Consider the following 19,878-nt stretch of genomic DNA (forward strand, 5'->3'; position numbering starts at 1 on the left):
GGGGCGGGTTTATCGAGATTATTGATGGGTGGCAAAATTTATGGGTGAACCCGCCCCTACAGATTCTACTTTTCGGCTCAATTCCCCATGCTATAAAGGCCCAATTCCCCATTAATTAAATTTAACAGTTGGGCGACTATGCTTAATCGGGGTTATTCGTTGGGTGGGGGCGGGTTTATCGAGATTATTGATGGGTGGCAAAATTTATGGGTGAACCCGCCCCTACAGATTCTACTTTTCGGCCCAATTCCCAATGCCAATAAAAAAGCCAGGGATGGATATCCCCAGCTCGAAACATAGCACAATTAGTTTTGAGAGTTGGTAGGGCGATGTTTCAGAATCGACCCCACCGACTTGTACCCAAATTAAATCAGGGTAATGTCAGCAGCCGTAATGCCCGGTCTGCCATTCAGAATTGCCAGGGTAACTACTCCGTCAGCAGTACCAAAACCGTTAGAGTCAAATCCTAGTCGTCCGGTTTCATTTTCATAAAAGACGAACGAATCTGACGCGCCCGCCCCGGCTGGACCAAAACTGCCGTTGTACTGCCCACTCTCAAGCGCCAAGAACGCCTCCCCAGAAAGTCGATTCGTATTTTTCACTCCCCTCAAGTTGGGGAAGCCGTTGGAGTCATTGATTTGGAAGATAAACTTGTCTTGGCCGACTGTAAAATCGCCGATTTGGTCTACGTTAGTACCCACGGCGCCCTCGCCGGAGTTGTTGTAGTAGAAGCTGTCATTACCCGATCCGCCAATCAGGGTGTCAGCACCAGGGCCGCCGCCGAGAGAGTCGTTACCGTCGCCTCCGATCAAATAGTCGTTACCAAACCCGCCCAGCAAGGTGTCGTTTCCGGCACCGGAATTTAAGGTATCGTCCCCGAATGTTGTGTTGGAAAAGTCACCGAACAGGATGTCATCCCCGCTACCAGTAGTGATCACATCAGTGCTGTTGCCACCAGTAATGAAGTTGCTGCCTAAAGTATCGGTAATCAAGTTTGGCGCTGTAAGAGCGTTAATACCGGTAAATTCGACGGTGCTAGCGTAGGAGATGAAGTCGTTACCCTCCAAGTTGCCAATCAGGCGATCGCGATTGCTGCCAAAGATGATGGTGTCACTTCCCACGCCACCGTTCATGAGGTTGGTGACGGTGAAGCTGCTGCTAGTAGTAGGATTGGTGTAGCCAATTAACGAGTCGTTGCCCAGCCCGCCTTCGAGAGTAATCAAATCAGTACCAGTACCAGCAAAAATGGCAGCGGTAGCATTGATAGTATCGTTGCCATCTCCACCGGCTGCGTTAGTAAAGGTACCGCTGAGGCTGTCGTTGCCTTCGCCGCCGATCATTGTATCCGTCGCAAAAGCTGCAACGATCGTGTCATTGCCTACTCCGCCGTCGAGTAAGTTGCGACCCGCGAAGCCTGGAAATGAACTCCGCGCGCCTACGCTTGAAATTACATCCGGCACCGACGCCGACCGGATGAAGTCGTCGCCTTCACCTCCCAACGCGGTATCAGAAAAGGCAAAAACGTTGATCGTGTCGTTGCCTTCGCCGCCGTCAAAGAAGTTTCTGCCGCCGCCAAAGTCGCCGATCGCGCCGTTGAGAGAATCGTCGCCGCCACCGCCAATCAAGGTGGTTCTCTCAATGCCGATCGTGATGACGTCGGTAGTAAAGGGGCTGCTTTGCGTACTGTTGGTAATGACTAAGGTGTCGTTGTCATCATCGCCCGACAGGTAGCTGTTGCTGGCCACACCACGTAGCGTGTCGTTGCCTTTACCGCCATAAAGACTGTCTCTTACATTGATACCTACAACTAAGTCGTCGCCCAAATCACCCCGCAAGAAGTTGCTGCCTTCATTGCCAGCGAAGCCAATAGCCAAGCCACCCTCTAAAGAGAGGTTGTTGCCACCGCCTGCGATGAAGAAGCCGATCGCGTCATTGTCCTTACCGCCATAGAGGGAATCTCCTCTCTGCGCCCCTCCCAGCATCGTATCTGCGCCCTCATTACCAAACATGAGGTTAGCTTCGACAGTACCTTGGACGAAGTCTTCTCCCTCGCCGCCGTACAGGGTAGCGCGGGCTTCAGCGACTATGGTGTCATTACCTCGGTCGCCTAACAGCAAAGCCGGAGTGCGCTGGGATCTGATTGAGTCTTCGTCGTCGCCGCCGTACAGTGTATCGTTCGGGCCAACTGAAATCAGAGTATCGTTATCGCCTTGGCCAAATATTAAGCTGCCGCCCAGGGTGGAAGTTCTAACGAAATCCGCCCCGCCTGCGGCGAAGATTGTATCCGGGCCCAGTCCCGGAAGGTTTAAATCTAGTTGATTAGAATCGTCATTTAACGTTGTCATAAAGCTTCACTCCTCTACTTGTTGGTCATCGCTGGTGCGACTACAGACACTGCCTAGAACACCGAATGTTTGGATTCCGCTGTAGTTTAACCTGTTTGCCAGCCGCAAGTCTAGCCTACTGGCGTTAACCCTGTCTAGACTTTCTCCCTCGCGGATTTTTTGCTTGTAAGCTTTTATATTCAATGTCTTCACCCTTTAATAATCCTGGTGCACTGTCTCAGGTGCTCACGCTCTACAAGACGCGGCTCATATTCTTAATGTTCCATTCTGGATTGGCGGTCGGGGATCGCGTCCGGGGGAGGAAATTAAAGATTAAAAAAGGCTGATCTGGGTGATCCCGAAGACAAGGAAAATTGGGAGATTTGTTACTTGGTAACAAGGCTTTGTGGCAATTTCCGGTTTTCCAGGCAGGGCCCTCATTTAATAATTCTGGCCCGGATTGAACTCGGTACCGCTCCGGGCTTTAAAAGTCTACGCCCCGCTTTAGTTCTACGCCCCGATCGCCGTAGTGTTTGTGACAGTATACCTCGGAGTGTACGCTTGCCAAGTCAAAGTAAGCGTGGGGTTTGTGGCAGCGCCCGGTGATAATAATTTCTGTATCCCGCGGCTTGCGTAGCAGGGCTTCGACGATCGGCTCTACCGGCAGCAGTTCTAAGTCTACTGTGGGATTGAGTTCGTCGAGAATAATCGTTTTGTACCAGCCACTGGCGATCGCACATTTGGCGATTTCCCAGCCGCGTTCTGCTTCTATGCAGTCTAGCTCTTGCTGTTGCCCCCGCCAAACTATAGCATCTCGGCCGCACCGCTGGTGATCTACTAGCTGGGGGTAGCTTTGTCGCAAGGCTGCGATCGCCGCATCTTCTGTATAACCGGTGCCACCTTTGAGCCATTGCACGATTAACACCCGGTGAGATTGGTCTTGACTGATACCCCTACCTATTGCCTGCAAAGCTTTTCCCAAAGCGCTCGTAGACTTGCCTTTCCCCGCTCCGGTGTATATTTCGATACCGGAAATATGATGGTCTGCCGCTGCGGGGTTATAGTGGGGCTTCATTTCTGAGTGTAAGTCGGCAATCTCCAGCAAAGCTTCGGGGGCCGCTCGGCCTGTGGCGATGACTTCTAAATATTCTGGTTTGTTTTTGAGGGTTTGGACTACTTCGTCAACTGGCAGCAAACCCAAGTCCAATACGGGGTTTAGTTCGTCTAGTACCACCACGGAATAGAGCGAGCTTGCGATCGCTCCTTTGGCGATATCCCAGCCTCGCTGAGCTTCGGCCCGATCGAAGCGGGTGATTGCTTCGGCCCCAAAATATTCGGCTCTGCCGGTTCGCACTTGGTCGATCAAGTGCGGAAATGCCCGTTGCAAGGCTTCTATTGCCCCGTCTTCGTCGTAGGAGCGGCCGGGGCCTTTGAGAAAGCGCAGCAATAAGACTCGTGTGGGCGAGTCAGAATTGATACCCAGCCCGATCGAGCGCAACACTACTCCCAAAGCTGCCTGAGACTTGCCTTTACCAGCGCCGTCGTAGACGTGAATCTGACCCGCGGCGCGTTCCGAGCGGGATGAGGCTGTCCGAATACCAATGCCATTCCTTACCATAATCAGCAGTTGTTTGAGTCTGTATCGGGGTGGGTATTCGATCGCGCGCCTTGAATGTTTAATTTTTCCATTCTGTTGGCGGATCTCAACAGATTATACGATAACTTCTAACTCCCAATCTTTTAAGCAGCGATCTAACGGAATCAGGTGCTCAAACCTCCGGTTAAGATTCTTCCGCTTGTGCTGTACAATTAAAATTTAACACGGACTGATATACCTAAAGGCTTATGATTGCGAGTGTTTTCCCATTTCGGACTGTTTTGGTGCAAATTTTAATTATGTTTTTGGCGATCGCGATCGAATCGTGGTTTTTGCAAAAACTACTTAAACTCGGCCCCAAAACCAGCATTGAATATACAGCCATCCTCAATCTATCTTGCACTTGCGTAGGCTGGTTAGTTTTCTTCGGCATTGAAAGCGTTCTTAGCAAAGAATTGCGGGAACAGCTTATCGGTTATATTTTATTAGGACGTGGGGATAATGTTTACGCTCCAATAACTATGATAGCACTGTCAGTATTAGCAGTAACCTTTCTAGCTAAATGGCAGGGATTAGAATTCATAGAGAACATGGTTTCCGGCAATAAAAAAGCTTCCACACCTCAGTTTTTAGGACCACCAACCCTCACCCGCCGTCCTCCCAAAAAAACTTTTCAAGTAACTACCCAGTTTGGGGGAATTTTAATCGCCCACACTGTTAGCAATCTCGTTATTTTAACCGTGTTGTTTTTGCAAAGCGTGTATTGAAATTTATGATGAAGCAATTTTTAGATGTCACTCAGCAGCTAACTAAGCTGACGAACAACCTTTGGGAAACCAATAAAAAAATCCAAAAGGCGATGATTCCGCCTAAAGTTGTTCACTGGAAGACTCCTTTACTACTCAGCATCTTTTTAGCTTTGCTGACAGTGGCAGCCGTAACTGACTGGCGGACGAGAACTCTGCTTTTTGATATGAGCTGGTTATTATTTACACTTTCAATGGGTTTGCTGACCAGCCAGCAACCTTTTGTGATTAAAGGAGTAAGTCTGAGTCCGTGGGTGACAAGCATCTTAATTGGCTTGTGGTTACTGATAAGATTACCGTCGGATAGGAAGGAAATAGCATGGATATCCGGCCCACTTATAGCAGTAGCAGTTCTTGCTACAATAGAGATTTGGAATAGCGAGTCAAAACGGGAAGGTATCAGGTCGTTGGTGCGCCCTCAGTTTTTGATGATTACTCTCGTTCACCTGCTGTTTTCCTGTTGGTTTGCTTTTCACTTTTTAATTCAAGGTTGGATAGAACAGTATCCGAGTGTTTTATCTCAGGATTTAAGGCAAAGCGATTATGTGGTGACATTTCAACAGCCAACTATTAATCGCTCCCGAGGAGTTGTCATCCTCAATGAAATGGAGCGATACCTGCGAAATGAAGCCCGCACAAAACCGTGGGCGCAGGTAGAGCAAATGTTAATAGATATTGACAATGAGCGATTTTTTCTGCGGAATCAAGCCTTACAAACAACTGGGGTAGTCGCAGAAGATGGGAGGTGGGATGTCAAAACTTCGATCGTCCAAGGAGAGTCTCGCTATCAGTTAGATATGCAGGCAACTTGGCTGGGAGTGGTTTTTAGACCGGAAATATATTCGTTTACCAAATCTTGCGAGGTGTTCCAGATAGCCAATAGGGCGACTGTAACCTGCGATGCCATCAAACGCTCTCAACCCGGACAGAAAAAAGATGGAACGCCGGGGGACACTCAAGTTTGATTCTGTCTCTGTTAACTAATTGCGATGGGTATAGCGGGAGAGTGGGAGAGTCTGAAAGTGGGAGAGTCTGAGAGTCTGAGATGGAAAAAATCCTCTTTCTTCCCTCTTCCTTCTTCCTTCTTCCCTCTTCCTTCTTCCTTCTTCCTTGCACTAAAGTATGGCGAAAGTTTCCAGCGGGTTAATAACTAGATGAATTTGAGAAGAATCTTGACAGTCGCGACCAATGTATTTTGGGAAGTAATTCGCGATCGCATCCTTTACTTAATTATTATTTTTGCTCTGTTGATGGGCGCCTCGGTACGGTTGATACCGGAATTGGCGGCGACAACCGAAAAGAAAATTATCTTAGATATCGGTTTGGGTGCTATGAGCATTCTCGGTTTAATTGCCACAGTGTTTGTGGCTACCGGACTGGTCAACAAAGAAATTGAAAAGCGCACTGTTTATCTGTTAGTTGCTAAGCCGATAAGTCGGGCTGAGTTAATTGTGGGCAAGCACTTAGGACTGTCGGCGGTGCTGGCGGTGCTTGTAGCGGCAATGACTGTTATCTATCTGGCTATTCTGAGTTTGAGTAGCATTCCTTTCCCTTTGGGAAGCATTTTAATCGCTTCGCTGTTTATCTGGTTTGAGCTTTGTCTCATGGCTGGTGTAGGGATTTTATTTGGGGTGTTCAGCAGTTCGCTGTTGGCAACTTTACTGACATTTGGCGTTTATTTGATGGGACATTCGACGCGGGATTTAGTGGCTTTGGGCAAGTTAACTAAAAATCCTGGCCTAGAACAATTGATGATGGGACTATATCTGGTTTTGCCGGATTTAGCCAGATTCAATTTGAGAAATGATGCTGTTTACGGACAAGTTCCTTACTTGGCAGGTTTGATTACAGATGCTGGCTACGGTTTGCTGTATGTGGTGCTGCTGCTGTCAATTGCGATCGCCATATTTTCCCGTAGGGAATTTTAAAACGCGCCTTCGCTACTTTCAAAAGTGTGACTATATCAAATTATCACGCTAAAATATAAAGGAGGCGATCGCTCAGAAATCTCAACTAAAACTCAAACTTTTAATTGATCCCGAATAAGCTATTCTGTATTTAAATAGTACCTTTGGGCGGACTTTTCTGCCCTCCCCACAAGATAGGGACTTACGCATCGGGGTCCAGAAACCGGGTTTGTTACCGAATCTGCGGTCTACAACGCGTCTTTTCGTAAAAAAAACCTCGTTTCTAAACAATAGTGCGTAAGCCCTAAAGATGTTGAAGAGACATCCCCCTGTAAATTAGATTGCGATAGCTTAGCAGTAAGAAAAAATGAAATTATGTTAGTAGAAAAACTCGAACAATTAAAAGATATTTTCGCACAAATGGAACGGGCTTTGATTGCCTACTCCGGCGGAATTGACAGCACTTTGGTAGCAAAAATCGCTTTTGATGTGTTGGGCGATCGCGCTTTGGCAGTGACGGCAGTTTCCCCCTCTCTACTGCCCGAAGATTTAGAAGATGCGCGGATTCAAGCAGCAGAAATTGGTATTGCCCACGAGGAAGTACAAACTCAGGAAATGGCAAATCCAAATTACACTTCTAACCCGGTTAACCGCTGCTATTTCTGCAAAAGCGAACTGCACGATACTTTGAAACCCCTAGCACTAGCAAAGGGTTATCCTTATGTGGTGGATGGGGTTAATGGTGACGATTTAAAGGATTACCGTCCCGGAATTCAGGCGGCAAAGGAACGCGGCGCGCGATCGCCTTTAGCCGAAGTAGGAATCACTAAATTTGAGGTGCGGCAATTGGCAAAAGAATTGGGTTTGCCTTGGTGGGACAAACCGGCTCAACCTTGTCTCAGTTCGCGCTTTCCTTACGGCGAAGAAATCACCGTTGGAAAGTTGCAAAGAGTGGGGCGCGCCGAACGGTATTTGCGGCAGTTGGGACTGAAAAATCTGCGAGTGCGATCGGACGGAGATACGGCACGCATTGAGTTACCTGCAGAGGAGATTCAGGAGTTTGTGGTAAACACGGATTTGCCTGCATTGGTGGCGGTATTTCAAGAGTTTGGTTTTGTTTACGCTACTTTGGATTTGGAGGGGTTTCGCAGCGGCAAATTAAATCAGGTTTTGCAGCCGCAGTTGTTGGAAACGAAAGGTTGATTAATTTTCCCGAATACAAAAATTTTTTCATGATTGATGTAGTTTGGGACATGGACAAAGGGGAACAATGTCAATCGAACCTTTATCTTTGATGTAGCAACTTATACGTTTCAAGGATCGAATTGTTAGGATTACAGGACTTACGCAAAAGTAAGGTATTTCTGTTGCCCAGCGAACTCAGTGAAGCAATCTCAAGGTGGCGTTACTTAATCAGGGTATGAAAAAAAAATCACTTTAAAATCCACCCGCTTTGTGGATACTGGTTTCTCTGACGGGCCTATTTAACGTTTCATACCGTAAATCAGCAACGCCTAGAGGGCCGGCACTCTTGGCACGGCCCCTACGGATAATGAAACAGCCCTGCCTTTGCTCGGACGAAAGTTTGACTCTATGCAGCGGTTTCAACCACCTCTTCATAAAAATGGTGGCTAACTATCAACGCCCGAGTCCGATCAAGGAGTAGTTGGCTGAATTTGCTGTGGCTGCATTTGCTGCTGCTGATTTTGGAGCTGAAGTTGCTGCTCCTGGATCTCGATTTGCCGATTCTCAAGATCTATTTGCCGCTGTCTGTCTTCGAGTTGCAAGCGTCTGTCTTCAAGTTGCAGTCTTCTGTCTTCTGCTTGCTGCAATCTATCTTCACGTTGTAGCTCTCTTTCTAGCAGTCTGTCTTCACGTTGCTCTTGTCTGTCTTGACGTTGTTCGCGAAGCTCTCTGAGCTGATTTCGTCGCTCGAAATCCCCTCCCAAAAATAAGTTTTGAAAAGCGTTGATAGTTGCTTGAAACCCAGTAAAAACGCTGCTAACAGCGCCGATACCTGTTGCTACTCCTGTTATTGGCTGCAAGAAAGTGTTGATATTGTCTGCTACCCTAGCATAGCCCGATCGCGCTACCAGAATCACATCGTTGTTGCGGAGAGTGGGGTTATTATTAGGATTCAATCCTTGAGCAAAATCCACCTCTATCGTGCGGCGAGAAACAGTACCGTTGGGATTCAATCGCAATAGTTCTACCTTGTCTTTTTTAGCCCGCAATTGATTGAAACTGCCTGCGGTGAGCAAAGCTTGGTGCAGGGATGTACTAGGTCGCACCTGCAAAGCCCCAGGCCTAATTACTTCTCCTACAATATTGATGCTAATCGCGTTCGGAGAAAAACTGCTATTTGCAACTTGAGAAACTTCAGCTAAGTCTACCGTAGCCGCTGTCGGGATAATTACGCTATCTCCTTCTTGCAGCAAAATATCTTGAGTTGCGTCGCCTTTTTGCAGTAAATCCCACAGATTTACCATGATAGTTTGTTCGTTGCCACCTCTGACTCGGCGGCGGATTTGTACGCGGCGAATGTCAGCTTCTGTAGTGATACCACCAGCAATTTTCAGTGCTCTAGTTATTGTTGGTAAGCCCACAACTGCTCCTTGCTGTTGGTCGATAGATACAAAACTCAACTCTGTTTGTTGGTTGCTCGATCGCACATCCGAAGCAAATACAGTATAAGGCCCCGGCCGGTTTACTTCCCCGACAATTACTACCCCAATTGGTTTAGTAATATCAGCGGAAAAATTAGCACTGGCTCTTTGACGAACTTCTTGAGTATTGAGGGCACTTGCTGTCGGTATAAAAATTGTATCTCCATCTCGAATGGTAACATCTTGACGCAAATTTCCCGTCTCTAAAAAATCCTGCAAATCAACAGTAGTAACTTGCTCCGGCCCGCCTCTGCGGGGACGACGAATTTGGACATTTCGCATATCTCCTGCTGATGTCACCCCTTGTGCAAGTTGCAGCATTTCCATCAAAGTCGGGAATTTTACTCCTCCTCCTTCTCTAGTGGGATTAATCTTGTATGAACCCGGGCGAGTAACTTCACCGGCAAGACCTATATTTAGGGGGCGAGCGACTACCAGAGTCACGGTAACAACGGGAACATTGATGAAGGGTTCGTATCGCTGGGTAATCACATTAGCGGCTTGTTGCAGCGTCAACCCTTGAATTGAGACGCTACGAATGATTGGCAAATTGAGCGTCCCGTCAACTAGCACTTGATATTCTCTGCTGAATTCAGGGACGCCGAATATCTCTAAAGCAATGCGATCGCCCGATCCTAAAGTATAAGCTGCTTCTTGTGTCAGCGAACCCGGAGGTGGCGGCGGTACTCTCGGTTGGTTTTGGTTCCTAGCGGGCACAGGATTTCTGACGGCAGGCAACTGAGCTCTACTGGGCGGCGAACTCAATAGCACCAGGAGTGCTGACAAACTCAGACTTGTAGCGGTTTGAACGGTATATTTCATCTTTCTTCCCTGGTTGCGGCCTGCCATTGAACAAGAGCAATTTAGCTAGTGGATTGTAGTTTATTTTCCCTGCTGTCCAGTGTAGCCTCGCTTTGCGGCAAAATCCACAGGTACAAGCATAAAAATTGTGCGATCGCACTTAACTATTTTGCCCCTTGTTTGTAAAGAAAGTGTAAAGCCCGCCAACTGTTGTCAGGATTAATATCTCGTTTGAGCAAAATTCTTCATACATAAGTCCGCATACAAATCAACCCGCCGCAGAAAGGAGATAGAAAAAAACCGCCCTGATTTGAGGTAAAATGTTAAATAATTCTCTCTGCAGGACAAAGACAAGTGTCACTAAAATTGGATAAAGTAATTCCCTGGGGACGCTGCTTGGATGAATACATAGGAATGTTTAGCTTGACATCAAGTGACCTCAAGCTAGCAATTCTTGATTGTGCTGGCGGCCCAGCGAGTTTCAATGCCGAAATGACTCGCCAAGGTAAAAAGGTAATTTCTTGCGATCCAGTTTATCAGTTTACTGCGGTGGAAATTGGCGATCGCATCCAAGAAACATATCAAACTGTGATTGATGCTGTCAAAGCCAATGTAGACGGCTACCTGTGGAACAATTTTGAATCGCCCTACCAGCTAGGAGAAGTGCGAATGAAGGCGATGCAGGAATTTTTAGAAGATTTTCCATCTGGCTTAGAGCAAGGCCGCTACCTGAATGCTGAGCTGCCAGTTTTGCCTTTCGATAACGGTCAATTCGATTTAGCTTTGTGCAGCCATTTCTTATTTGCTTATTCTCACTTGCTTTCCGAAGAATTTCATTTGGAAGCAATTACAGAAATGTGTCGGGTTGCGAAGGAAGTCCGGGTATTCCCTCTATTGCAGAGTTTTAGCGGGGAGGAATCCGATCACTTAAATCCGATTATCACCGAATTAAAAAAGAGAAGTTTTAGTGTAGAAATTCAAGAGGCTCCTTATGAGTTTCAAAAAGGCGGGAATAAGATGCTGCGAGTTAGGGGGCGAATGTAATTCGCGGCTGCGGAGGGCATGGCAATTTGCGATCGCTTATTTCCAAAAAATTAGATAAGCTAAGCATAAGGTTCTGCCTCATCTTGGGGTTCGCCAATCGCACGCTGGACTGCATGGCGAATGTGGATAATCCTCACCGTTGGTATGGGTTGATCGTCAAAAATAGTGAAGAGTATGCGATAGGTGGTTTTACCACTTCCATACAGAAGCTGGCGAATCTCTTGGCTGAAAAACGCGTTTTCACGGGCTAAAACACAACGACGCGGCATTTCTTTCAGTGAGGAAATCGCTTTAATCAAACCCTGATACCATGCTTGAGCGCGTTCGGGAGTCGTGAATTGGGAAAAGTTCAGAAACGCTGCATCAGCTTCAGATTGAGCTGTACTGGAAAAGTCAATGCGATACATTATGCTTCCAAAGAAAGTCCGTATTTCTGGTTTTGTCTATCGACAAACTCTTCCAGAGTAGAAAACTGACCCCGATCGAAGTCATCAAGTCCGCGTTGAATCCCTTCTAATGCCTCGAAGAAATCGCTTTCATCAAAGCTAAGTCCGAACGCGATAACAGCTAGGGTAACGCTGGTTATATCTTGTCCTGTACTTTCCGCCCGTTGGCGCAGCAGTGCTTCGATTTGGGGGGGTAAGGTGAGTGTAAGAGTCATAAAAGTTATGATCAATGGTTAACTTTATTTTCTAACTTTATTTTGGCATAGGTAGCCAAAACGATCGCTTCCTAAACTATCTGCCCATTCCTGAAACCGATCGAGCTCTGCGGCCCGTCTTGTTTTTCTGGTAATCTTGGAAGGCTGCGAGACTCAAGGCGATCGTTTCTTCTTCACTGAGGGTTTGAAACTCCTTTGCTGTGTCAATTTCGCCCCACTGATATCCCTCCGTTTCCTCGGCAATTTCTGCGATTGTTCAAAGTCGCTGAGATTACCGTTGGACTGATTCAGTCATGAAAGCACGATCGCCTTAACCGAATCGCTGGGCATGGCTTGAATTTGGGCGTGGAGTTGCTTTAAGCTGTTCTGCATTTAAATTGGATGTCAAAAAATAATCAAACTATTGTGGGGTGGGCGTCCCGCCCGCCCTGAACCTACAATTTAAATGCGCGACAGCTTATAGATTGAGCCATTGGACAATAGAGAGTGACTGATGTAATTTTAGCGCAGTGTCAAATAGTTGCACATACTATAGCAATCCTACATGAGTCGTAATTTTTTACCCCACCCCAACCCTCCCCTTACTAAGGGGAGGGAGTAAGAAGTTCACAAATGATTTAGAATGGCTATATAAGGCACAGTGGCGATAAAATTAATTAAAGACTTTAAAGCGACCCCACGGATCGATCGGGGGGCTTATTTCGCGGGCTTATTTCTCAGATACCACGTTTTCTTTAGTAATTCTAATCAAAAACCGCAGAGCTTCATTCACTGCTTCAGAATCGGGAAACATCTCTGCAACATCCGGTTCTAAACGAATATTTACACCACCAAAGGTCTTTCGTCCCGATCCTACCCTTCTTACACGCAACTTCCTCAAATCATATTCCGACCGAAGCTCATCGTCCATCCCTGTTTCATCCTTCTTCATAAACTTCTCGCTCCACTCGTGTTACTTTTCTGGCGCTAATCAAACGAATAAAATCTGCTCTTTCTGTATACGACACTATCAATAAATTACCTTGCTGGGACTCTCCAACAATAATATAGCGATCTTCTTCATCAGAGTGATCCGGATCGTAGAAATCGACGTAGAGGGGATCGTCAAAAACCGTTCTGGCTTCCTCAAATGAGATCCCATGCTTGGACAAATTTACCGCTGCCTTCTTTTCATCCCACTCGAATTTCATAAAGAGCCCAAATCAGCATCTTTGATATAATATTACACCTAGAAGCAAAACTCAAACCAACTCATGCCACAAACAGTCTGGATCGCACGACACGGAAACCGCATCGACTTCGTTAACCCCGACTGGTTTCTCACCGCAGAACACCGCTACGATCCCCACCTTTCCGAAGACGGTCACGTTCAAGCCAAACAACTCGCAAATCGCCTCAAAGGAGAAGGAATTTCTCATATTTTTGCTTCCCCTTTTCTGCGAACTGTCCAAACAGCAAATCACGCGGCAGAAGCTCTCGATTTGTCAATTAAACTAGATTGGGGACTGTGCGAATGGCTGAATCCTGAATGGATGACAGAAATGCCGGAAACAGAGTCCGTCGAAGCTTTGTGCAGGCGTTTTCCCAGGATTGATGCTTCCTACAAAGGCGGTATTGCTAATTATCCCGAAACCGTGGAAGCTTGTTTCAAAAGGGCGGGGGAAACGGCTAAACGCCTCGTGGCTGATTTTCCCGAAGATATGTTATTAGTAGGTCACGGTGCGTCGGTTTTAGGCACTGCGATCGGGCTGGCGGGGGGTGCAGAAACGGAAATTAACGCTTCTTTGTGCTGTTTGGTGAAAGTGGTGCGGGATGAGGGAGAATGGTCGATCGCACTTAATGGCGATACTTCTCACCTGACTGACTCTGAAACCGCGATCCGGTTTAATTAAAGTTGAGATTCGTGCCAAAAATCGCATTTTATGCTATGTGTGTAAGGTGCGCGGCAGAAGAGCACCCTACGTTCATCTGATTAGTCCGAATCTGGGTGTTATTGTTTAATCTCGATCGCACATTTTAAATCGAAAATCTTAAATCGGTATGGCTGGACACAGTAAGTGGGCGAATATTAAACGCCAAAAAGCGAGAGTTGATGCCGTTAAAGGCAAGGTTTTTGCTAGAATATCTCGCGAAATTATTGTCGCGGCCCGCAGCGGAGTTCCCGATCCCGCTGGCAATTTTCAACTGCGGACGGCTATTGAAAAAGCCAAGGCGGCGGATATTCCTAATGAAAACATAGAAAGGGCGATCGCCAAAGGTGCTGGCTTGGCGGGGGGAAGTTCGGATTTAGAAGCTATTCGCTACGAAGGTTACGGCGTTGGCGGAGTTGCTATTCTGATTGAAGCGCTGACAGACAATCGCAACCGCACAGCGGCTGACTTGCGAGAAGCTTTTACTAAAAATGGCGGCAACCTGGGCGAAACTGGTTGTGTGGGCTGGATGTTTGACAACAAAGGAGTTTGTACGGTACGCGGCCCGATTGATGAGGAACAATTGTTTGAAGCGTCGCTAGAGGCGGCTGCGGAATCTTATGATTTGATATTAATTGATGAGGATACTGAAGGTGCAGAGGTATTTACAAGTGTGGCTAATTTGGAACAGTTGGCTGATGTTTTGAAACAAAATAATTTTGCAGTTTTGCAGTCGGAAACTCGCTGGATTCCGAGCAATACAGTGGAAATAGACACTCCTGAAAAAGCTCGATCGCTCCTGAAGTTAATGGACGCACTGGAAGATTTGGACGACGTGCAAAGCGTGACAGCTAATTTTGAAATGACCGATGAATTGATGTCTTTGAGTATGGTTTAATGCTTTAAAGATGAGGGATCTGGATCGTCATGCTGGCACTGCAAAAGATGAAAACTCGCCAGCGGGACGATCGCGCTACACTATTACCAGGAAACGAATCCCCATCTGTAGGCGAGTGGGGAGTGTCAATCCAACGCATTGCTGAAAAAGCTGCATTGAAAATCTCAACCCACAGTAAAGCCATGCTAGATAACAACGAAAGCAAAAGAGACAGCACCCACTCAGAAGAAGTTCTGTCAGCAACCGAAGTATCAAAAACCAAGGATCGATCCGAATCAAATGTGCAGGCTGGATCAGGGGGTAAATCCAATTGGTTCGGTCCCGTTTTCGGAGCCGTCTCTGCAACGGCGAGTGCGGTAGGGAATGCGGTAGGCAATGCCGGAAATGCAATTGTTAATACCGCCAGTGCGGTAGGCAATGCAGCAGGCAGTGCTGGAGATGCGATTGTTGTTAATACCACGAGTGCGGTAGGCAATGCCGGAAGTGCGATTGTTAATACCGCGAGTGCGGTGGGGAATGCAGCAGGCAGTGCAGGAGGTGCGATTGTTGTTAATACCGCGAGTGCGGTAGGGAATGCCGGAAGTGCGATTGTTAATACCGCGAGTGCGGTAGGTAATGCGGTAGGGAATGCCGGAAGTGCGATTGTTAATACGGCTAGTGCGGTGGGGAATGCAGCAAGCAGTGCTGGAGGTGAGATTGTTGTTAATACCGCGAGTGCGGTAGGGAATGCGGTAGGGAATGCCGGAAGTGCAGCACTCCAATTTCCCAATTTTTTTGGTTCAGCCCTCGGTTCGATTTCTCAGAGTCCTATCCTAAAAAAACTGACTGAAAATTTCAAAATCGACTGGTTAGTTAATGCGATAAATAAAGTTGATGTCGTGACTGCCGAGGCGCAAGTTCGAGAGTTGCAGCGCCAATATCCTCACGAGAAACCTCAAGAAATCGCACATCGCTTAATGGTGGAAAAAGCCTTGCTAGCTGCAGGAAGTGGCTTGGTTAGCAGTTTAGTTCCGGGCGCAGCTTTGGCATTGGCTGGCATGGATTTAGCGGCAATGACGGTGTTATCCGCCGAGTTGGTTTATCAAATAGCTGCCGCCTATGGAAAGGATTTGCAATCGAGCGATCGCCAAAAAGAAGTTGTCGCTATTTTCGGTTTATCCTTGGGGAGCAATTTAGCGATCGAAGCTGGAGTTACGCTTGTCAGCAATATTCCCTTGGCGGGTGCGGTAATTAATGCTAGCGCCAGTGCGACAATGATTTACGCGCTGGGATACGGTGCTTGTCGGTTTTATGAAGCCGATATCGATTCCTCGAAAATCGAAACCAAGCTCGAAGATTTACAAGAGGTATTGCAAGCGGAAAGTGAGCAATATTTAGAGAAAGCGATCGCACAAGAAACGGTGATGGATTGGATTTTGGTGTATGTCGTCTATACCACCCAAAAATTCACCCGATGGGATGAGTTATTACCCCAATTACAAGCGGCAAATTTAAATCCCAAGTCTTTAGCTGAGATTGAAGCTGTGAAAAATAAGTCTAAATTGCCTCCCAAGTTGGATATTTTACTCGAACAACTCGAACTCGACTTTGCCGAACCGCTTTTAAAGCGATGCACGGACATCATCGAGGCTGACGGTGAAATTAATGAACAAGAGGGGAAAATTTTGCTGACAATTCAACGGGCTGTTTTGAGCAAAAGAAAGCAAGCTCAAAAGCAAGCGTAGCCAACTTTGATCGAGGATGGGGTATCGGAAGCCACTGAAGCACAAACTGAAATCTAAGCTAGATCGCAAACTCCCCCGTGGGTTCACGCCCGGAAATGTCAAATCCAATACTCAAACTGGCTCAAGCGAATGGGGTAAAACTCTGGGACGATAACAGTTAATTGATTTAGTGATTCGAGCTAAAAAATAAGGTATCTATGAACCAATAATCCCAGTCTATGAAAGAGTGGGGAGTGTCATTTGAAACAAAAAACTTTTGCTGTTGTGCAGTCGGAAACTCGCTGGATTCCGATCACTACCGTGGAAGGAGATACTCCTGAAAAAGCTCGATCGCTCTTGAAGTTAATGGATGCACTGGAAGATTTGGATGACGTGCAAAGTGTGACGGCGAATTTTGAAATGACAGATGAATTGATGTCTTTGAGTATGGTATAACGATCTAAATCACCAGATTTTTGCCATCCGCAAGACAAATCCCGGTAACTCTGGATCTGCGCTGACTGTTTCAGGATTATCTAAGATTTCCTGTTCGCGATTGGGACGGTAAATATAGACTTTTCTGTTTTTGCGATCGACCAAAAAGCCGAGCGATACACCGTTCTCAATATATTCTTGCATCTTATTTTGCAATCCCTTGAGAGTGTCACTAGCAGACCGCAATTCAATCACAAAGTCTGGACAAATCGGTGCGAATGAGGCTTTTTGTTCTTCAGTTAAGGCATTCCAGCGCTCTAGTTTAATCCATGAGGCATCGGGAGATCGGGTTGCTCCATTCGGCAAGGTAAAGCCTGCACTGGAGTCAAACGTTTCACCTGTGCCATCTTGTTCTGCCCAGTTCCCCAATTGTAGGGCAATCTTGAAGTTGCGGTTCCCTGTATCTGAAAAGGCTGGTGACATAATGATAACTTCCCCACTGGCTGTACGTTCAATTCTCAAATCGCGATTAACTAGACAGAATTCATAAAACTGTTCAACAGTCATCGATTGGATCGCAGGGAAATTGACCGTCAGTGGGACGCTTTCGGTTTGAATTAGCAGCGTCGTCATGGTTTTTCCTTTTTTTGGTGCAGGGGTGATATAATACCTTGATATTACACTATTTTAGCTTGGCGCTCGAAAGTCTTAGTCGATCGGGGAGTCGGAGGCTTGTATCCGTTTTTGGGCTGGATTAATCGATTTTAGATTTTAGATTTTAGATTTTAGATTTTAGAATTGAAGCATTTTTAGATTAAAGATTAAAGATTAAAGATTAAAGATTAAAGATTAAAGATTAAAGATTAAAGATTAAAGATTAAAGATTAAAGAATAGAAGCCTTGACCCAGCCCAAAAACGGATACCGTGCCACGTACTCCTGTCGTGGAAAGATAAAATTTTTAGACCCTAGTTCAAGATCCCAGATTTATCTGTGGGGTAAATCTAAAATCTAAAATCTAAAATCGACTGACCCCACGGATAAATTTGGGGGGCAAGTTTCATCGGATACAGGTTTTTTATTTCTGGACGAATGAATCCGGGGGCTTGTATCCCGGATGCTTGATTGTCAATAATCTTTTTTCCCAGTCAGTAAATAAGTAACCATGTATCCCTTGCCCTTAACTTGAATGGCGCCGCGCTTCTGAAAAGTATATTTATCTTTTAATCTCTCGTAGGTTTCGGCGGTGACTTGAATGCAGCCGGTAATCCCGTGGGATTCCATGCGCGAAGCAATATTTACTGTGTCGCCCCAGAGGTCGTAAATAAACTTTTTTAAGCCGATAACGCCTGCAACGACAGGCCCACTGCTAATCCCGATCCGAATGCTGAAAGGTTCCGAATGTTCTAAACTCAGCAGCCTAATTTCGTGCAGCATATCGATCGCCATGTTCGCAACGGCCTCGGCATGATCCTCTCTGGCTGTAGGCAAACCGCCGACAACCATGTAAGCGTCACCAATAGTCTTAATTTTCTCTAAACCGTGGCGATCGGCCAAGTGGTCAAAAGCCGAAAAAATATCGTTGAGCACTTCCACCACCGCCGTCGCTGAAATTCTCGACGAAAGCTCTGTAAACCCCACAATGTCGGCAAACATCACAGTTACTTCCGCAAAACTTTCGGCGATATTGTGTTCATTATCCTTCAAACGCAGGGCGATCGCAGCAGGCAAAACGTTGAGCAGCAGTTGCTCGGATTTAGCTTGTTCGAGTTCCAACTGTAGGTAAGCAGCCTGCAACTGTTCGGCTTGGCGAATTCTTTCTCCGGCTAGCTTTTCGATTTGGGCGGTGCGACTCAAAGATGTCAGCATATATGTCACCGGAATCAGAGTCCACAGCATCCCCATCGTCAGAGTTCCCCAAGAGCGCCAGTGCTTGCGAATCCGGCGAATTTCCGGCGTTGCAGACACGTACATAGACCACTGGCGGCCGCTAATTTTCAGCCGCCTTCTGCAAGCTGTATAGTTCGGGCCTGGATTGTCAAGAATTGGGCAGTTTTGCATGAGGGATCGGTCAGCAGTGGCTGATACTGGAAGCACTTGTTGGCTCGCGGATTGGAACTGCACCGCAAATTGCTGAATTTGGCCCTCAGCAGGGAGATTTTTGAGAACCGGGTTGGCCGTTTGGGGTAACAGTGACGCTGCTTGTTGCTTGTCTGGAGCCTCGCTAACGAGATAAATATTGAGGTATTCGGTATTGCGTCCTTTTAAAGAGGTTTGGAAAATATCTTTGCCTCGAAATACGCCCAGAACAAATCCTTGTAGCAGTTGGCGACGGGATTCCAGGGTAGTCGGGTTACTGCTGTTTTCGTAAATCGGAACTATGGCCAAAAGACCTAGTTCCGGGGAATTGCCTTGAGTTAAGCCGATGTAGTTGGTGACAATCATTTCTCCTGTATCGCGTCCTCGATCGAGCGCAGCGCGGATTTCTGGGTGGGAGGCGAGGTCAAAGCCGAATGCTGTCTCGTTTCCGGCTGGTGGTTCGACGTAGAAAGCCGGGAAGTATTCGGAACGCTGGAGGGCCTTGCGGAGTTCTCCTCGCGGGCCACGCTCTGTAATCTCGAAGCTGGGGTCGGTTTCGGTTCTAGCTTTGGTTTCGTAGTTGCGTCGCTCGTCCTGGGGGACGCGGGGGGCCCAAGCCAGGAGTTGCAGGCTGGGGTGGACGGATAGGGGACGGGCGACAAACCGGGCAAAAGAGGAACGCTCGACGGTGTTGAAGGCTTTCATGTAGTCGCTGAGGGCGAGAACAGTATCTAAGTCGGAGTTGAGCTGGCGTTCGATGCCGATCGAAATATCGTCAATGCGGCGGTGCATTTCGTAGTCGCGGCGCTTGTCTTCCCAGTCCCAAACCAAGGCGAATGTGAGAAGCGACAGTCCCACACCCAAACCCAGCGTCAACCCGGCTGGAATGTAGCGAGACCAGGATAAAGGTAGTTTTTTCAGCATAATTGCCTAGCGAATAAGGGCAGCAGATTAGCACACCGCTGAGTGCGATTTGTTCCGGTCTCTGAGTGCGGTTAATTCAAAACCCTGATAACTCAAGCACCGACGGCAATTGGGAGTTAAAAGT

General features: G+C 47.1%; 18 protein-coding genes and 1 pseudogene. 9 read left to right on the top strand and 10 right to left on the bottom strand.

The genetic code is table 11. The features are described 5' to 3' along the window. Positions 1 to 365 precede the first annotated feature (365 nt). From QUB39_RS26425 to QUB39_RS26435, 3 genes are all read right to left on the bottom strand, one after another. Complete coding sequence (locus QUB39_RS26425; RefSeq protein WP_333211241.1) at positions 366 to 2,345, bottom strand: calcium-binding protein; 1,980 nt, start codon at positions 2,343 to 2,345, stop codon at positions 366 to 368. 6 nt (positions 2,346 to 2,351) lie between these two features. Continuing rightward, on the bottom strand, positions 2,352 to 2,528 hold the full coding sequence (locus QUB39_RS26430) for a hypothetical protein (RefSeq protein WP_333142473.1): 177 nt from the start codon (positions 2,526 to 2,528) through the stop codon (positions 2,352 to 2,354). A 280-nt stretch (positions 2,529 to 2,808) separates the two neighbouring features. Next, positions 2,809 to 3,942, bottom strand: coding sequence for a cob(I)yrinic acid a,c-diamide adenosyltransferase (locus QUB39_RS26435; protein WP_333054445.1), 1,134 nt, complete (start codon positions 3,940 to 3,942; stop codon positions 2,809 to 2,811). Between the two features lie 227 nt (positions 3,943 to 4,169). Here QUB39_RS26435 and fraC point away from each other — a divergent pair, with 227 nt between their 5' ends. The 4 genes from fraC to larE all read left to right on the top strand — a co-directional run bounded on the left by fraC (position 4,170) and on the right by larE (position 7,837). Continuing rightward, positions 4,170 to 4,688, top strand: a complete 519-nt coding sequence (gene fraC, locus QUB39_RS26440; protein ID WP_333054446.1) for a filament integrity protein FraC — start codon at positions 4,170 to 4,172, stop codon at positions 4,686 to 4,688. A 5-nt stretch (positions 4,689 to 4,693) separates the two neighbouring features. Further along, on the top strand, positions 4,694 to 5,692 hold the full coding sequence (locus tag QUB39_RS26445; protein ID WP_333054447.1) for a DUF5357 family protein: 999 nt from the start codon (positions 4,694 to 4,696) through the stop codon (positions 5,690 to 5,692). Between the two features lie 189 nt (positions 5,693 to 5,881). After that, positions 5,882 to 6,655, top strand: coding sequence for an ABC transporter permease (locus tag QUB39_RS26450; RefSeq protein ID WP_333054448.1), 774 nt, complete (start codon positions 5,882 to 5,884; stop codon positions 6,653 to 6,655). A gap of 354 nt (positions 6,656 to 7,009) precedes the next feature. After that, a complete protein-coding gene (gene larE / locus QUB39_RS26455; protein ID WP_333054449.1) occupies positions 7,010 to 7,837 on the top strand; it encodes an ATP-dependent sacrificial sulfur transferase LarE in 828 nt (275 codons plus the stop codon). A gap of 452 nt (positions 7,838 to 8,289) precedes the next feature. Here the strand turns inward: larE and QUB39_RS26460 are convergent, their stop codons facing one another. After that, positions 8,290 to 10,122 (bottom strand): polysaccharide biosynthesis/export family protein, encoded by a 1,833-nt coding sequence (locus QUB39_RS26460; RefSeq protein WP_333054451.1) that lies wholly within the window; start codon positions 10,120 to 10,122, stop codon positions 8,290 to 8,292. A 333-nt stretch (positions 10,123 to 10,455) separates the two neighbouring features. On the opposite strand from QUB39_RS26460, the gene QUB39_RS26465 reads away from it, so the two are divergent. Continuing rightward, positions 10,456 to 11,145 carry a class I SAM-dependent methyltransferase gene (locus QUB39_RS26465; RefSeq protein ID WP_333054452.1) on the top strand — a complete coding sequence of 230 codons (690 nt, stop codon included), beginning with the start codon at positions 10,456 to 10,458 and terminating at the stop codon, positions 11,143 to 11,145. Between the two features lie 59 nt (positions 11,146 to 11,204). On the opposite strand, the gene QUB39_RS26470 is transcribed toward QUB39_RS26465, so the two are convergent. The 4 genes from QUB39_RS26470 to QUB39_RS26485 all read right to left on the bottom strand — a co-directional run bounded on the left by QUB39_RS26470 (position 11,205) and on the right by QUB39_RS26485 (position 12,996). Then, positions 11,205 to 11,552, bottom strand: coding sequence for a type II toxin-antitoxin system RelE/ParE family toxin (locus QUB39_RS26470; RefSeq protein ID WP_333211245.1), 348 nt, complete (start codon positions 11,550 to 11,552; stop codon positions 11,205 to 11,207). Continuing rightward, positions 11,552 to 11,806 (bottom strand): hypothetical protein, encoded by a 255-nt coding sequence (locus tag QUB39_RS26475; protein WP_242716968.1) that lies wholly within the window; start codon positions 11,804 to 11,806, stop codon positions 11,552 to 11,554. The genes QUB39_RS26470 and QUB39_RS26475 overlap by 1 nt, the downstream gene beginning before the upstream one ends. A gap of 709 nt (positions 11,807 to 12,515) precedes the next feature. Next, the gene (locus QUB39_RS26480; RefSeq protein WP_333054454.1) at positions 12,516 to 12,737 is read right to left on the bottom strand and encodes a hypothetical protein; all 222 of its coding nucleotides are present in this window, start codon (positions 12,735 to 12,737) and stop codon (positions 12,516 to 12,518) included. Next, the gene (locus QUB39_RS26485) at positions 12,724 to 12,996 is read right to left on the bottom strand and encodes a BrnT family toxin (RefSeq protein ID WP_333054455.1); all 273 of its coding nucleotides are present in this window, start codon (positions 12,994 to 12,996) and stop codon (positions 12,724 to 12,726) included. Before QUB39_RS26485 ends, QUB39_RS26480 begins: the two co-directional genes overlap by 14 nt. Positions 12,997 to 13,059: 63 nt before the next feature. Here QUB39_RS26485 and QUB39_RS26490 point away from each other — a divergent pair, with 63 nt between their 5' ends. The 4 genes and pseudogenes from QUB39_RS26490 to QUB39_RS26505 form a co-directional block, all read left to right on the top strand. Then, the gene (locus QUB39_RS26490; RefSeq protein WP_333054456.1) at positions 13,060 to 13,698 is read left to right on the top strand and encodes a histidine phosphatase family protein; all 639 of its coding nucleotides are present in this window, start codon (positions 13,060 to 13,062) and stop codon (positions 13,696 to 13,698) included. A 148-nt stretch (positions 13,699 to 13,846) separates the two neighbouring features. Further along, positions 13,847 to 14,614: a YebC/PmpR family DNA-binding transcriptional regulator gene (locus QUB39_RS26495; protein WP_333211248.1), complete on the top strand. Its 768-nt coding sequence runs from the start codon at positions 13,847 to 13,849 to the stop codon at positions 14,612 to 14,614. Positions 14,615 to 14,643: 29 nt separating this feature from the next. Further along, positions 14,644 to 16,338, top strand: a complete 1,695-nt coding sequence (locus tag QUB39_RS26500) for a hypothetical protein (RefSeq protein ID WP_333211250.1) — start codon at positions 14,644 to 14,646, stop codon at positions 16,336 to 16,338. 240 nt (positions 16,339 to 16,578) lie between these two features. Next, positions 16,579 to 16,773: pseudogene (locus QUB39_RS26505) on the top strand (YebC/PmpR family DNA-binding transcriptional regulator); the annotation flags it as partial. 9 nt (positions 16,774 to 16,782) lie between these two features. Here the strand turns inward: QUB39_RS26505 and QUB39_RS26510 are convergent. Further along, positions 16,783 to 17,385 (bottom strand): Uma2 family endonuclease, encoded by a 603-nt coding sequence (locus tag QUB39_RS26510; protein ID WP_333054458.1) that lies wholly within the window; start codon positions 17,383 to 17,385, stop codon positions 16,783 to 16,785. A 494-nt stretch (positions 17,386 to 17,879) separates the two neighbouring features. After that, positions 17,880 to 19,754 (bottom strand): adenylate/guanylate cyclase domain-containing protein, encoded by a 1,875-nt coding sequence (locus QUB39_RS26515; protein WP_333211253.1) that lies wholly within the window; start codon positions 19,752 to 19,754, stop codon positions 17,880 to 17,882. Positions 19,755 to 19,878 lie beyond the last annotated feature (124 nt).

The organism is Microcoleus sp. AT8-B5 (assembly GCF_036705565.1).
GTDB lineage: Bacteria > Cyanobacteriota > Cyanobacteriia > Cyanobacteriales > Microcoleaceae > Microcoleus.

Excerpts from the sequence above, each read along its gene's own strand:
- QUB39_RS26515 (WP_333211253.1), bottom strand. The coding sequence starts at position 19,754 with ATGCTGAAAAAACTACCTTTATCCTGGTCTCGCTACATTCCAGCCGGG.
- QUB39_RS26475 (WP_242716968.1), bottom strand. The coding sequence starts at position 11,806 with ATGACTCTTACACTCACCTTACCCCCCCAAATCGAAGCACTGCTGCGC.
- QUB39_RS26470 (WP_333211245.1), bottom strand. The coding sequence starts at position 11,552 with ATGTATCGCATTGACTTTTCCAGTACAGCTCAATCTGAAGCTGATGCA.
- QUB39_RS26460 (WP_333054451.1), bottom strand. The coding sequence starts at position 10,122 with ATGAAATATACCGTTCAAACCGCTACAAGTCTGAGTTTGTCAGCACTC.
- QUB39_RS26450 (WP_333054448.1), top strand. The coding sequence starts at position 5,882 with ATGAATTTGAGAAGAATCTTGACAGTCGCGACCAATGTATTTTGGGAA.
- QUB39_RS26485 (WP_333054455.1), bottom strand. The coding sequence starts at position 12,996 with ATGAAATTCGAGTGGGATGAAAAGAAGGCAGCGGTAAATTTGTCCAAG.
- fraC (WP_333054446.1), top strand. The coding sequence starts at position 4,170 with ATGATTGCGAGTGTTTTCCCATTTCGGACTGTTTTGGTGCAAATTTTA.
- QUB39_RS26510 (WP_333054458.1), bottom strand. The coding sequence starts at position 17,385 with ATGACGACGCTGCTAATTCAAACCGAAAGCGTCCCACTGACGGTCAAT.
- QUB39_RS26495 (WP_333211248.1), top strand. The coding sequence starts at position 13,847 with ATGGCTGGACACAGTAAGTGGGCGAATATTAAACGCCAAAAAGCGAGA.
- QUB39_RS26435 (WP_333054445.1), bottom strand. The coding sequence starts at position 3,942 with ATGGTAAGGAATGGCATTGGTATTCGGACAGCCTCATCCCGCTCGGAA.
- QUB39_RS26500 (WP_333211250.1), top strand. The coding sequence starts at position 14,644 with ATGCTGGCACTGCAAAAGATGAAAACTCGCCAGCGGGACGATCGCGCT.
- larE (WP_333054449.1), top strand. The coding sequence starts at position 7,010 with ATGTTAGTAGAAAAACTCGAACAATTAAAAGATATTTTCGCACAAATG.
- QUB39_RS26490 (WP_333054456.1), top strand. The coding sequence starts at position 13,060 with ATGCCACAAACAGTCTGGATCGCACGACACGGAAACCGCATCGACTTC.
- QUB39_RS26425 (WP_333211241.1), bottom strand. The coding sequence starts at position 2,345 with ATGACAACGTTAAATGACGATTCTAATCAACTAGATTTAAACCTTCCG.
- QUB39_RS26480 (WP_333054454.1), bottom strand. The coding sequence starts at position 12,737 with ATGAAGAAGGATGAAACAGGGATGGACGATGAGCTTCGGTCGGAATAT.
- QUB39_RS26445 (WP_333054447.1), top strand. The coding sequence starts at position 4,694 with ATGATGAAGCAATTTTTAGATGTCACTCAGCAGCTAACTAAGCTGACG.